The organism is Basilea psittacipulmonis DSM 24701 (assembly GCF_000743945.1).
In the GTDB taxonomy this organism is placed as follows: Bacteria; Pseudomonadota; Gammaproteobacteria; order Burkholderiales; family Burkholderiaceae_B; genus Basilea; species Basilea psittacipulmonis.
This window is the reverse complement of sequence record NZ_CP009238.1, coordinates 777,910-792,123: the sequence shown is the minus strand read 5'-3', so window position 1 is coordinate 792,123 and position 14,214 is coordinate 777,910. Positions and strand designations below refer to the sequence as shown.

Genomic DNA, 14,214 nt, shown 5'->3' with positions numbered 1-14,214 from the left:
TAGCTAACTTTGTTGTCATTACCAAGTATAAGAAGCACCCACACCAATCGTTGCTTTCTTATGATTAGTCATGCCGGTTGCAATACTGGCTTTAACCGCAATACGATTTTCAAAGTAACGAGCCGCACCAATCGCTAATGCTGACTGACCATCATGATAACCTAAACCGACTCCTACTGTATTTTTACCAATCACTGAAGGAACGGGAATATTAGCCATAGCAGCAACTGCCGCAATACCTGAGGAAGCTTGTTTACGGTTTTTATCTACAGCATTACTAAGTCCTGCCACTTGGTTAGAAATATTGGTTAATTGTGGTGCAACAGCTGCAGCACCGTTATTAGATACATACTCTTTAAGCTGACTCACGTTCACGGCGTCCGTATCATTCTCACCAGCTGTTACATTGGTAATAGTACGAGTGGTTTCTTGACCGTTGGCGTTAGAACCTACCGATACGGAATTGTCTTGTTTCGTAGTTGAATCACTACCTAAAGCAACAGAATTCTCATGTGTAGCAGAAGCACCTGCGCCCACCGCTGTTGCTTTGTTAGCATTTGCTGTAGATTGATCACCTAATGCCATTGATTTTTCTTTTTCAGCTTTAGCTGTTGTACCTAAAGCAACTGCACGTACGCCAGAAGCTTTAGAATCCACACCAATCGCCGTAGAATATCTTCCTGAAGATTGAGAATTTACGCCCATGGCTATCGCACGTTCGCCTTCTGCTTTGGCTTTATACCCTGAAGCCACTGAATAAGCTGTTTTAGCCACAGCATACCGACCTAATGCAAGAGAAGATTTTCCAGTCGCTTGGCTGTGATCCCCAAAAGCACTGGCACCATCACTACCCGTTTGAGCAACATTACCAACCGCTGTAGAAAGATGACCATAAGCAGTCGCAAACCCTCCCATGGCAATGGCTGACGCCCCATAAGTTCGGCTCGTTGCGCCAAGCGCAATTGAAGAATATTGTGGACCTCTGTTGGGATCAGCAATCATCGCATCGACCTCTCTCTCCTTAAAAGTGATGACATAGCCATCATCTGTTTTAGTAGCAACTGAATTATTCTTAGCATCTACAGTAAAGGTATCAGTAGTTTTATCTTTATTATGCGTTTGTGCCCCCGAACCAAGAGCTATTGTAAATATACCATTACTATTGCTAAAACTACCCAGTGCAACAGATCCTATACCGGATGATTCAGAGTTTATACCAATAGCTACAGCTCCACCCTGTGTTGCTGCAGCAGATGGTCCCAATGCAATATTTGTAATGTCAGTTGCTTCGGAGAACATACCACATGCCAAGCCTTGCCCAGTGCCTTTATTCAGACCACTACAATCTTCAGCATGAGCTAATGGGGGGGGGGTAATCAATGTTAATAATGCAATGCCATATAAACTTACTTTTTTCATCGTTATCACCTTTTTTCATCAAAAAATTTCTATAAGTTTACAGTAAAAATTTATTTAAAGCCATCTCATCAAATCAGTTAATCCACATACATTTCCAATCAAACACAGCGAAACATTGACGTTGCAAGCTATTCTGAATGAAATAAATTTGAAACATATGTGTGCAAAAAAACGCATATAACCAAAAATGCCATCTCATCATGCAGCGAGACTAAACCCTATTACCGCCTTGGCCAGAGAATAAATAACGGGTTCCTAAGGAACCCGTTATTGACTTATTTAACTAACTTGTCATTACCAAGTATAAGAAGCACCCACACCAATCGTTGCTTTCTTATAATTAGTCATGCCCTCCCGAAAAACATTTTTCATTTAGTTATCATTTTTTTGCGTTGAAATATTTTTTGTAGCAAAAAAACAACTTTTTAAAATTTAGGTCTCCGTTATCCCAATACAGATTTACAAAAAAATCTATTTTCACCCTAGCAAGTATATACTTGCGAAATTTATTAACCAGTAAAATTCATTTACCATCCTCATGCCCAAAGTACCCGAAAAGGTTGAGTACATTGATATTTTGATTCATAGCTTATAAGATCGAAAAACTATATGGTTACAAGGAAGGAGCAAGAGATAAGAATCTTACCCCTAAACTCGATATCGAATATTATCAGCTGGGCAGTCGTGCATTAAGATATTTTGCTCCATTTACTGGAGATAGTGCGTGTTAAGCATTGTTTTATGTCTTTTTACGGTACATCAGATAAAACTCTACCCATAATAAGCACAGTACACTAACCCCCAAAACGGGCATTGCCCAACCAATTAGTACCGTAAACACGAATAACAGACATTGATTGAAACGATTAAATTTCATAAAAATCTGAGGCAGGGTCTGAGTACGACTGCTAATGGGTAGGTATCGTTTTTTCAACCACATCAGATAACCGCATAAAATCAATGCAATCAAAGCCAATGATATTAAGGTTAATAAAATTTGGTTCCACAGTCCCCAATTCCCCATATGAAAATCCACGCCCCACATACTGATTTTGGCGAGTATCGGATAGTCTTTAAAATGGCGTTGTGCCACAACCTTACCTGTTAAAGGATCAATAGCAATATCGTCTACTTGAATTGGTAAAGAACGATTGATTTCAGCGACCACCCACGCTTTCTCGGGTAATTGTGAGGGGCGAATTTCAATTTTTGAAGCCGTCAAACCTGCTCGTCGAGCCACATTCAACACATCTTGAAATGAAGGTTGATACGTTGCAGGCGACATCTCAACCATCGGATGCTGGCTAGTTGATAACCACTGCTTACTCCCATCAAATGATGAATGCTGTTCTGCTGACATTTCAAGTGGGGCATGATGCTCGTTTGATAAGGAATCTTCATGCGGTATATCCACTAATAAAGCAGGTCGATTTTGATGCCAACTTTTTAAAGCACTAAAGAAGTGGTCACCTGCCCACTTTGACCAGGTTAAACCGGTAGCACTAAAGAACAACAAACCTGGAATAAAAACTAGCCCCACTAAGGTGTGGAGTTTAAATAATTTTGATGATTGAGAACGACTTACCCAGTACAAGAAAACACCTGAAATAACGGCAATCCACAACCAAGAAGCGACCAGTTCACTATAGGCACGAATATACTCGGATAAGCCAAGTTTTCGGTGTAATTGACTTAAAAAATTCCTCAAAGGCAAGGCTCCACTGGTTCCATAAACCACCGCCTGACCTTGCACGTCCAACGTAATTGGATTCACAAAAACCGCCCAACTTTCGCCTGATGATGCCCCATCAAAACTAAACATCACACGAGTTGTCCCCTGTGGATCACTAGCGGGACGAATGGATTTCAACCGCTCAAGTTCAGGATAAACCTGAATGGCTGCTCGCACTTGGGCATCCAAAGAGGTCGGTTGGCCAAAACTATCTTGAAACAGTAAGTCGTGATAAACCACTTTTTCAATTTGGGGACTCCATACATACAATATCCCCGTCACCGCCACCAATAACATAAAGGGGGCGATGATCACACCAATATAACGATGCAAACGTTGACAAAAAATTATCCACGCACTTTTTTGATCCATGGGATGATTCCAAAAAAAGATAACCCCACCATCCTAACATAAATGAATGAAATAAAGAACTATTTCTTATTGATGCTCAGTGCAAGGACTACTTCTCATAAAAAACATCACACTCACCGTCGTTCTTCATCACGAAAGAATATAAAAACTTTTCACCCATAAAAAAAGCCCCCATGCTCACCATGACGAATCCATCACAGTTGCATGAGGGCATTTATGGACGAATGATTATGAACGAATCAAATGATCAAACGCCGATAAAGAGGCTTTTGCACCTTCTCCCATCGCAATAATGATTTGCTTATATGGCACGGTCGTACAATCACCTGCCGCAAATACACCTTTCACAGAGGTATGGCAACGATTATCAATTTCAATCTCACCAAACTTGCTTAATGCCACCGTACCTTTTAACCACTCGGTATTAGGCACCAAACCAATTTGTACAAAGATACCCTCTAAGTCTAAACGTTTCACTTCTTCAGTTTCAAGGTCTTGGTAACTTAATCCATTGACTTTCTTACCATCGCCATGCACCTCCAAAGTAGCACCATTAGTGATGATGGTCACATTCTCTAAACTGCGAAGTTTACGTTGTAATACCTCATCGGCACGTAATTGTGGGTTACGTTCAATCAAGGTCACGTGTTTCACCACACCTGCCAAGTCAATGGCTGCTTCCACGCCTGAGTTACCACCACCAATGACCGCAACATCTTTGCCTTTGAACAAAGGACCATCACAATGCGGACAATAAGCCACACCTTTTGTACGATATTCCTCTTCGCCAGGCACATTCATATTACGCCAACGTGCCCCTGTTGAAAGAATCACGGATTTAGCTTTTAATGTCGCCCCGCTTTCTAACTCTACTGTAATGTCCTGCTCACCTGGGATAAGTTTGGCCGCACGTTGCATATTCATAATATCCACGCCATATGAACGGACATGTTCTTCTAAGGCACTGGCTAAATGAGGCCCTTCTGTTTTCAATACAGAAATAAAGTTTTCAATATCATTCGTGTCTTGAACTTGACCTCCAAAACGTTCAGCTACCACGCCAGTACGAATCCCTTTACGAGCTGCATACACCGCCGCAGCTGAACCAGATGGACCGCCACCAATAACCAATACATCAAAAGGTTCTTTTTGTGATAATTCTTGAGCTTTGCGATCAGCAGCACCCGTATCTAATTTAGCCAAAATCTCTTCAACGTTAGAACGTCCTTGACCAAACAACTCACCGTTTAAATAAACGGCTGGCACAGACATAATTTCCAAACGTTCTACTTCATCTTGGAACAACGCACCATCGATAGCGACATGCTTAATTTTTGGATTAATAACTGACATCGCATTTAATGCTTGAACGACATCAGGACAATTCTGGCAAGACAAAGAGAAATAAGTTTCAAACACATACTCGCCAGGTAAATTCTTAATCTGTTGCACCACTTCGTCAGATAATTTCGCAGGATACCCTCCTACTTGCAATAGGGCCAACACCAAGGATGAAAACTCATGTCCCATGGGAATACCTGCAAACGTCACGGCAATATCGGTACCCGTACGCACAATAGAAAACGCAGGTTGACGACCAGAGGTTGACACTTCTTTATAAGTTACTTTATCACTTAAAGTCGCAATTTCTTCTAATAAAGTTTTTAACTCTGCAGACTTCTCATCCGATCCTAAGTTTGCTTGCAACTCAATGGGCAAACTGACGCGTTCTAAATAGGTTTTGAGTTGTAATTTAATCGCTTCATCTAACATCTGATCCTCCTTATCGACTAGGAAAATAGGGGTAAAAAAGGCATAGGCATTAAGCCTATGCCAAACTTTCAAAGGGAGTTGAATACAATTAGATCTTACCAACTAGATCCAAAGATGGTTTAAGTGTCGCTGCACCTTCTTTCCATTTAGCTGGGCAAACTTCACCTGGGTGAGCCGCGATGTACTGAGCAGCTTTTACTTTACGCAATAACTCGCCAGCTTCACGACCAATACCGTTATCGTTCACTTCAGCCAATTTAATTTGACCTTCTGGGTTAATCAAGAATGTACCACGAAGTGCAATACCCTCTTCTTCGATCAATACATTGAAGTTACGAGAAAGTACATGTGTTGGGTCAGCCAACATGGTGTAGTTTACTTTCTTGATCGCTGGAGAATGATCATGCCAAGCTTTGTGGCAGAAATGTGTGTCAGTTGAAACTGAATAAATTTCTACGCCTAGTTTTTGGAATTCAGCATAGTTATCAGCCAAATCTTCTAGCTCAGTTGGGCAAACGAAAGTAAAGTCAGCTGGATAGAAGAACAAGACACTCCATTTACCTAAAAGGTCTTTTTCTGTAACAGTTTTAAATTCACCTTGTTTAAAAGCTTGTACTTTAAAAGGCAAAAGTTGAGAGTTAATTAATGACATAGTTCACTTCCTCTTATAAAAAAAGTTTTTTAACAGTTAAAAAAAGTATAACCCAGATTTTATTATTTGTTAAATTTATTATTTCTATCGTTGTTATAAATATTTTTTATCTACTACGAATAAAAACTTAATCCTAGAAGCGTTGCAGTAGGCAAGTGAAATAATATCACTTGAACCTACTGTTTAGTATATCATTGATTTTAATAATTAGCAACGATGTGGAGCAGATAATAATTTTGCAATTAAAGCACCGTTTTTGCCCTGCATACCTGGCACTTTAACTTGGATACCATTACCTGGTGCAATCTCCATATCTGAATTATCTTGGGCCAGTTTCATGGCTTTGACTTCAAGAATCATATTGCCTGAGGGGTGAATCACTTCTAATTTATCCCCCAATTCAAAACGATTCTTCACATCAATCGTCGCCCAACCCTCTTCATCAACAGACAGTACCACACCCGCATATTGACTACGACGAGCAATGGAATAACCATGTAAATAGTTCTGATATTCTTGTGTTTGGTGTCTTTCCAAGAATCCTGGTGTATAACCACGATTGGCCAAGCCCTCTAAGTCAGACAATAACTCAGGGTTAAATGGTCGGCCAGCCACCGCATCATCAATAGCACGGCGATAAACCTGAGCCACACGAGCCACATAGTATAAAGACTTTGTTCGTCCCTCTACTTTTAATGAATCCACACCTATTTTAACTAAGCGTTCTACCTGCTCAACCGCACGCAAATCCTTAGAGTTCATAATGTAAGTGCCATGTTCATCTTCCATAATCGGCATATATTGCCCTGGACGATTGCCTTCTTCTAACAAATAAACCTGATCTGCCGCAGGATGTCGTGGTGCCCCACCACACGCTGCAAAACTAGCATTAGCTTCTTCCCTTGCTTTATCAAAGTCAAATCCATCTAATGCTTGGTAGGGAATCGCATCCCCTGCATCACTTTCTGCTGCGGGATGAAGCTTATAATCCCAACGACAAGAATTCGTACAGGTACCTTGGTTAGGATCTCTTTGGTTAAAATAACCTGATAACAAACAACGCCCAGAATAAGCAATACACAAAGCCCCATGCACAAAGACTTCTAACTCGATATCGGGACACTCTTGGCGGATTTCGGCGATTTCATCAATCGATAATTCACGCGACAAAATCACACGAGAAATGCCCATTTTCTGCCAAAACTGAACGCCCCAATAGTTCGTGGTATTCGCTTGAACCGATAAGTGAATCTCAGCTTCTGGGAAACGTTCTTTCACTTTCATAATCAAGCCAGGATCGGCCATAATCAACGCATCTGGCTTTAGCTCCATCACTGGCACCAAATCATCCAGATACGTTTTTAACTTTGAGTTATGGGGCAAAATATTACTTGCCAAGAAAAATTTCTTACCACGAGCATGAGCTTCATCGATTCCTTCTTTTAATTTTTCTAAACGGACAAACTCATTATTTCTAGCACGCAACGAATAGCGAGGCTGTCCAGCATAAACTGCATCCGCACCAAAATCAAACGCTGCTCTCATACGCTCCAACCCACCGGCTGGCAATAATAATTCAGGAGATTTCATTCACAATCCAACATCACAAAATAATCTTTTATTTTACAACACTGTCATCCTAACTTGCCACCGCTTTAACTTCCCTATTTCTTTTATCATCCTTGCATGACCTTGATACACCACCTTTTGTCCCCATCATTTCCTATCGCAGCAAAGCATGTTTTACTCATCTTTAAAGTGATGATAAAGAGGTTTATTCGTTCTGGCACGATTGCATGACCTTGATACGTCATGTCTTATAAAAAAAGTGGGTGAACGGTTAAGTCATCCACCCACGATCTTGTCGAGAAATATTACTTGATGCACTAAATCCAAATTATTGATAAAGCTTAGCCCCTTTTTTCACAAACTCAACAGATTTTTCTTGCATACCCGCTTGTTGGTTTGCATAATCTCTGACTTCTTGTGTAATTTTCATCGAACAAAATTTAGGTCCACACATTGAGCAAAAATGAGCAATTTTCGCTCCCTCTGCAGGCAAGGTCTCATCATGATAACTTTCTGCCTTTTCAGGATCCAAACTTAAATTAAACTGATCTCGCCAACGAAACTCAAAACGTGCTTTAGATAAGGCATTATCTCTTATTTGAGATCCGGGCCAAGCTTTGGCCAAATCTGCCGCATGAGCAGCGACTTTATAAGTAATAATTCCTGTTCTGACATCCTCTTTATCAGGCAATCCCAAATGCTCTTTGGGGGTCACATAACACAACATCGCTGTACCGTACCAAGCGATATTCGTAGCACCAATTGCACTGGTAATATGGTCATAAGCTGGTGCGATATCCGTTACCAAAGGCCCCAAGGTATAAAAAGGAGCTTCATAACAATGTGCCAATTCTTTGTCCACATTCGCTTTGACGCGTTGTAGTGGCACATGTCCTGGCCCCTCAATCATCACTTGAACATCATGCTCCCAAGCTTTTTTCGTCAGTTCACCCAAGGTATATAACTCACCAAACTGGGCCTCATCATTACTATCAGCAATACATCCCGGTCTTAGTCCATCACCTAATGAAAAGGCCACGTCATAGGCTTTCATAATTTCACAAATTTCATCAAAATGCGTGTATAAAAAATTCTCTTGGTGATGAGAAAGACACCATTTTGCCATGATGGAGCCGCCTCTTGAAACAATTCCAGTCACTCTATCTGCAGTCAACGGCACATACGCTAATCGTACGCCTGCATGAATCGTAAAGTAATCCACTCCTTGCTCGGCTTGCTCGATCAAGGTATCTCTAAACAGTGGCCAACTTAAATCCTGAGCAATCCCCCCTACCTTTTCTAATGCCTGATAAATAGGCACGGTTCCAATCGGTACAGGTGCATTTCTAATAATCCATTCACGCGTTTCATGGATATTCGCTCCTGTGGACAAATCCATAATCGTATCTGCCCCCCAACGCAAAGACCAAACCATTTTTTCGACTTCTTGAGTCAAACTCGATGTCACGGCCGAATTACCCAAATTACCGTTAATCTTCACAGAAAAGTTACGCCCAATAATCATCGGTTCCAATTCACTGTGATTGATGTTGGCGGGAATAATCGCACGTCCCGCCGCAACTTCTTGGCGAACAAATTCAGGCGTAATCTCATCTGGATGTTTGGGTATGCTTGCCCCAAAATCCTCACCTGGATGCTGTTTAATGAGCGAGGCATATCGCGGATCTCGATAAATTTCAGATAAATTCATCTGCTCTCGTAACGCCACATACTCCATCTCAGGCGTAATAATTCCTTGACGAGCGTAATGCATTTGCGTCACATTTTTGCCAGGCTTAGCACGACGTGGACGCGTAATATGATTAAATCGAAGATGTTCTGTTTTTGGGTCAAAAGCTCTTTGTCGCCCGTATTCACTACTTAATCCAGATAGCTTCTCAGTATCCCCTCTATCTTCAATCCATTGTTCACGGATTTTAGGCAACCCAGCTTTTAAATCAATTTTTGCTTCCGCATCACCATAATAACCACTGGTGTCATAAACAGGAATAGGCGGGTTTTCTAATGTCTGACCGTCTTGAGTCACCGTTGGACTTTGGGAAATAAGACGATAAGGCACTTTAATATCTGGGCGACTTCCCTGACGATAATGTTTCTGCGATTGTGGATACTTAAAACTGATACCAATCTCTTGGCTTAAAGACGCTAATTCAGACGATACATACAAATCTTTTTTTGACATCGATCCCTCCTTTTTTAGTCAATCATCAAAAAAACGCTAATCTATTTAATCAATCTAAGCTATTAAATGATTAGCCTGTTGTCGTGACGAGGGATAGATACCTGTTGAAACTCCCCACGCAGATCCTAATCTGATCGGGTATTAAGAGTATTTCTCAGCCAAGTTACCTTAGCACCTCTGTTTCACTTACCACTTATTAAATCATGAAATATATAGAAAGTAAATCAGCACTTATTTTTTCTGAATCTTATAACCCCTTGTCTCAAGAAGTTCAGCTAACGTCAACACACCTTAATTTAATAAACGTGATGTGTTGACGAAATATGCTTATTGATAATTGAGGATATTCTCGTAAATGACTATCTGTTTAAAAAACGTTTAACAATCCGCGATACTAACCGCCACGGCCAATCCTGCTTCTGAGGTTTCTTTATATTTTGTATTCATATCTTGAGCCGTTTGCCACAAAGTCGCCACCACCTTGTCCAAAGGAACTTTTGTCTTAGTAGGATCCGTTTCAATCGCCAGTTCTGCCGCATTGATCGCTTTGATAGCCCCCATGGAATTACGTTCGATACACGGAACTTGCACCAACCCTGCAATCGGATCACAGGTTAATCCTAAATGATGTTCCACGGCCACTTCGGCGGCAATCAATACCTGATCGGGACTACCTCCCATTAACTCACACAATGCTGCAGCTGCCATACCAGAAGATACGCCAATTTCAGCTTGACAACCTCCCATTGCGGCGGAGATAGTCGCACTTCGTTTAAACAAACTTCCAATAACCGCCGCCACCATCAAAGCTTTGCGAATATCGGCTTTAGTAGCTTGATGATTGTCAATGGTCATATAGTACAACAACACCGCTGGAATCACGCCTGCACTACCATTGGTCGGAGCGGTTACCACACGTCCTAATGAAGCATTAACCTCATTGACCGCCATGGCAAAACAAGAAACCCATTTAAAAATCTGTCTAAAATGCACGGGTGTAGCACGAATTTTGGCAATCCAATCATCCGAATCAACACTCCACTGATAATGTTCACCCATTAAACGTTGATGAATATCATACGCACGTCGATGAACATTTAAGCCACCTGGCAAAACACCACTCGTGTGACAACCAATAAAGGCACAGTCCAACATCGTTTTCCAGATTTTGTCCAAATCACGATCTATTTCTTCTGCCGTTCTCAAGCACAGCTCGTTTTCATAAACAATCTGCGAAATAGACTTACCCGTTTCTTTGCAAAAACGTAATAAATCTTTGGCACTGTAAATCGGATAAGGCACCTCTACGGACTCTAATGGCACCGTATTGGGTTCATCTGCAGGAGTTTCTTTGACAATAAAACCGCCACCGATAGAATAAAAGGTACTGGTATATAAAACAACCTCTTCTTCGTTCCATGCAGTAAACGTAATACCGTTAGCATGAAAAGGCAAAAAGTCTGTATGAAAAACAATATCTTTGTCGGGGTAGAAATGAATCTGTTTGACCGCTCCCAACAACATTTCGTTTTGGACCTGCATACGATTAATGATACTAGGAATCAAAGCTGTATCAATCGTTTCAGGATCTGAGTCTTCCAAACCCAACATCACCGCAATGTCCGTAGAATGGCCTTTCCCCGTTAATGACAAGGAACCATACAAATCGACACGCACATGATGCACTTGTTCAATGATATTGGCCTGTTTAAGCTCGGCCACAAAAGCTTGTGCCGCTCGCCAAGGACCTAAGGTATGTGAACTTGAGGGTCCCACACCTATTTTGAACATATCAAAAACACCAATATAGTCCATTATTTATGAAACCCTCAATTTGCTTTATGACGATAATGCCTGTGTTAATGCAGGTACCGCCTCAAATAGATCAGCAACTAATCCCACATCAGCAATATTAAAGATAGGCGCATCAGGATCTTTGTTAATCGCAACGATAAAGCCTGAATCTTTCATGCCTGCTATATGCTGGATAGCACCAGAAATACCCACTGCGATATAGAGTTCTGGAGCCACAATCTTACCTGTTTGGCCTACTTGCAAATCATTCGGTGCATAACCTGCATCGACGGCTGCTCTAGAGGCTCCAATTGCTGCATTTAAGACATTCGCTAACGGTGTCAACACAGCATTAAACTGTTCTGCACTACCTAATGCACGGCCACCACTCAGTACTACTTTAGCTGCACTGAGATCAGGGCGATCGCTAACAGGAATATGTTGTGATACAAAAGTCGCTGATCGAACAGGTGAGATAGCAGATACATGTTCCACGCTGGCTTGTCCATTCAAACCTGCTTTAGTGAAGGCTGTCGTACGAACTGTCAACACTACTTTAGAATCCGTTGTCTGAACAGTTTCTATCACATTACCTGCATAGATAGGATGTTCAAACTCTTGAGCAGTTATCACTTTAGTTACGTCTGAAATTTGGGCAACATCTAGTTTTGCAGCGACTCTAGGGGCAATATTTTTACCAAAACTGCTGGATGCAAACACAATATGCGTATATGACGCATTTTGTTTAAGAAACTCGAGAATTTGGGCAGATACTTGTTCAGCCAATCTATGTTGAAAGTTTTCATGATCCACCACGAAAACCTTTGACACCCCCTCGATAGCAGCGACTTGCTGACTTAACGCAGATAATTGATGACCCATCAATAACACGTCACATTCAGCGGCAATCTGCTTAGCGGCGGTCACACAATGCAAGGTCGCAGAAGAAATCTGATCTTTTTCAAACTCTGCAATCACTAATGTTCTCATTAAATCACCTCTGCTTTTTTAAGTTCAGCCACTAACTCAGCGACGGAGTTAACTTTAATACCCGCTTTTCTTGGCTGTGGTTCTGCAAATTTAACCGCTTTTAGACGAGGAGCGATATCCACGCCTAAGCTACTAGCTTCTTTTACATCAATCGGTTTTTTCTTCGCTTTCATGATGTTTGGCAAGGTCACAAAACGAGGTTCATTCAAACGCAAATCTGCAGTAATCACGGCTGGCAAGGTCATGGACAACGTTTCTGTCCCGCCGTCGATCTCACGTTCTACCGTTGCAGTATTACCTGTTACACTCACTTTACCTGCAAAAGTGGCTTGAGGCCAGTCTAATAAGGCAGATACCATTTGTCCAGTCTGGTTGGCATCATCATCAATGGCTTGTTTCCCCATGATAATCAAATCGACCGCCTCTTCTTGAGCAACTTTAGCAAGTAATTTTGCCACCGCCAAAGGTTGCAACGTTTCATCTGTTTGCACAAGAATCCCTCTGTCTGCCCCCATTCCTAAAGCCTGACGTAACTGATCTTGGGACTGGGCAACGCCACACGTTACCGCAATAATTTCCGTGACAATTCCCGCTTCTTTTAGACGTACTGCCTCTTCTACAGCAATTTCATCAAACGGATTCATTGACATCTTCACATTATCAATATCAACACCTGTTCCGTCCGTTTTTGCCAAAACCTTAATGTTGTAATCGACTACTCGTTTTACTGGCACAAGAACCTTCATTCAACGCCTCCAAAATAAAGCCAAATTTTAACAGATTTTAATACATTCAAGGAACACTCTTACCTGTCTTTTCAGCTATGTCCAATTAGAGGTTTGTTTTTGGCAGACAATCGCCTCATTATCAGTATTTCAATACCTTTATTCAATCACCATCTTAAAGAAAACTGTTAAAGTCATCATGGCATAAGTACTTAGCAATCACTATGCATATGTTATATAACATCACTCAGACGATTCCTATGTAGAACGACACTAACTTGACACCGATTCTGAGGTATTCAAAAATAATTAATCGATTAAATTTGCCAGTTAATCGGCGAGATACCTTGTGATACGAGGTATTGATTAATTTGGCTAAACGGTTTAGAACCAAAAAAACCTCGATAAGCGGATAATGGCGAGGGATGGGCAGAACGAATCACCAAATGCTTCGTTTCATCGATTACTTGACCCTTTTTCTGGGCGTACTTTCCCCACAAAACAAAGACCAGATGCTCTCTTTCACGATTCAAACTTGCGATAACATGATCCGTAAACACTTCCCAACCCCAGTTAGCATGGGAATTCGCACGATCTTGTTCCACCGTCAACACAGCATTTAGCAACAATACGCCTTGTTTTGCCCAATCCGTCAAACAACCATGATCAGGAATCGTGAAACCTGATATATCTTCTGATAATTCTTTATAAATATTCTGCAAAGAGGGAGGAATGGGAACATGGGGTTTCACTGAAAACGCCAGTCCATGGGCTTGTCCCACTCCATGATAAGGATCTTGACCCAAAATCACCACCTTTACTTTATCAAAAGGGGTTAGTTCAAAAGCATGAAAAACTTGGGATATTTCAGGGAAAATGGCCTTTTGGGATAAACGTGCCTCATCGATTTTCGACATCAATGCTCGATAGTAATCTTGTTGAGATTCTTGATAGATGAAGTCGTTCCAGTTTTGCACGGTCTATT

10 protein-coding genes and 1 riboswitch are annotated in these 14,214 nt (G+C 41.3%); all 10 genes read right to left on the bottom strand.

Translation table 11 applies throughout. From position 1 onward, the window contains the following. Positions 1 to 18: 18 nt before the first annotated feature. Positions 19 to 1,419: a YadA family autotransporter adhesin gene (locus IX83_RS03445; protein ID WP_038499223.1), complete on the bottom strand. Its 1,401-nt coding sequence runs from the start codon at positions 1,417 to 1,419 to the stop codon at positions 19 to 21. 739 nt (positions 1,420 to 2,158) lie between these two features. Next, positions 2,159 to 3,523: a PepSY-associated TM helix domain-containing protein gene (locus IX83_RS03440; protein ID WP_038499220.1), complete on the bottom strand. Its 1,365-nt coding sequence runs from the start codon at positions 3,521 to 3,523 to the stop codon at positions 2,159 to 2,161. A gap of 228 nt (positions 3,524 to 3,751) precedes the next feature. Next, on the bottom strand, positions 3,752 to 5,296 hold the full coding sequence (gene ahpF, locus IX83_RS03435) for an alkyl hydroperoxide reductase subunit F (RefSeq protein WP_038499217.1): 1,545 nt from the start codon (positions 5,294 to 5,296) through the stop codon (positions 3,752 to 3,754). An 88-nt stretch (positions 5,297 to 5,384) separates the two neighbouring features. Further along, positions 5,385 to 5,948, bottom strand: a complete 564-nt coding sequence (ahpC, locus tag IX83_RS03430) for an alkyl hydroperoxide reductase subunit C (protein ID WP_038499214.1) — start codon at positions 5,946 to 5,948, stop codon at positions 5,385 to 5,387. A 207-nt stretch (positions 5,949 to 6,155) separates the two neighbouring features. Then, on the bottom strand, positions 6,156 to 7,538 hold the full coding sequence (gene trhP, locus IX83_RS03425; RefSeq protein WP_038499211.1) for a prephenate-dependent tRNA uridine(34) hydroxylase TrhP: 1,383 nt from the start codon (positions 7,536 to 7,538) through the stop codon (positions 6,156 to 6,158). Between the two features lie 307 nt (positions 7,539 to 7,845). Beyond that, entirely contained in the window at positions 7,846 to 9,720 is a 1,875-nt protein-coding gene (thiC, locus tag IX83_RS03420; RefSeq protein ID WP_038499208.1) for a phosphomethylpyrimidine synthase ThiC, read from the bottom strand. A gap of 94 nt (positions 9,721 to 9,814) precedes the next feature. Next, a riboswitch (TPP riboswitch) is annotated at positions 9,815 to 9,909 on the bottom strand. 189 nt (positions 9,910 to 10,098) lie between these two features. After that, complete coding sequence (locus IX83_RS03415; RefSeq protein ID WP_038499205.1) at positions 10,099 to 11,535, bottom strand: L-serine ammonia-lyase; 1,437 nt, start codon at positions 11,533 to 11,535, stop codon at positions 10,099 to 10,101. 24 nt (positions 11,536 to 11,559) lie between these two features. Then, entirely contained in the window at positions 11,560 to 12,504 is a 945-nt protein-coding gene (locus tag IX83_RS03410; RefSeq protein ID WP_038499203.1) for an electron transfer flavoprotein subunit alpha/FixB family protein, read from the bottom strand. Then, positions 12,504 to 13,250 carry an electron transfer flavoprotein subunit beta/FixA family protein gene (locus IX83_RS03405; protein ID WP_038499200.1) on the bottom strand — a complete coding sequence of 249 codons (747 nt, stop codon included), beginning with the start codon at positions 13,248 to 13,250 and terminating at the stop codon, positions 12,504 to 12,506. Before IX83_RS03405 ends, IX83_RS03410 begins: the two co-directional genes overlap by 1 nt. Positions 13,251 to 13,546: 296 nt before the next feature. Next, entirely contained in the window at positions 13,547 to 14,206 is a 660-nt protein-coding gene (gene ung / locus IX83_RS03400) for a uracil-DNA glycosylase (RefSeq protein ID WP_038499198.1), read from the bottom strand. Positions 14,207 to 14,214: the final 8 nt, after the last annotated feature.

Excerpts from the sequence above, each read along its gene's own strand:
- IX83_RS03440 (WP_038499220.1), bottom strand. The coding sequence starts at position 3,523 with ATGGATCAAAAAAGTGCGTGGATAATTTTTTGTCAACGTTTGCATCGT.
- IX83_RS03405 (WP_038499200.1), bottom strand. The coding sequence starts at position 13,250 with ATGAAGGTTCTTGTGCCAGTAAAACGAGTAGTCGATTACAACATTAAG.
- trhP (WP_038499211.1), bottom strand. The coding sequence starts at position 7,538 with ATGAAATCTCCTGAATTATTATTGCCAGCCGGTGGGTTGGAGCGTATG.
- ahpC (WP_038499214.1), bottom strand. The coding sequence starts at position 5,948 with ATGTCATTAATTAACTCTCAACTTTTGCCTTTTAAAGTACAAGCTTTT.
- IX83_RS03445 (WP_038499223.1), bottom strand. The coding sequence starts at position 1,419 with ATGAAAAAAGTAAGTTTATATGGCATTGCATTATTAACATTGATTACC.
- ahpF (WP_038499217.1), bottom strand. The coding sequence starts at position 5,296 with ATGTTAGATGAAGCGATTAAATTACAACTCAAAACCTATTTAGAACGC.
- thiC (WP_038499208.1), bottom strand. The coding sequence starts at position 9,720 with ATGTCAAAAAAAGATTTGTATGTATCGTCTGAATTAGCGTCTTTAAGC.
- IX83_RS03415 (WP_038499205.1), bottom strand. The coding sequence starts at position 11,535 with ATGGACTATATTGGTGTTTTTGATATGTTCAAAATAGGTGTGGGACCC.
- IX83_RS03410 (WP_038499203.1), bottom strand. The coding sequence starts at position 12,504 with ATGAGAACATTAGTGATTGCAGAGTTTGAAAAAGATCAGATTTCTTCT.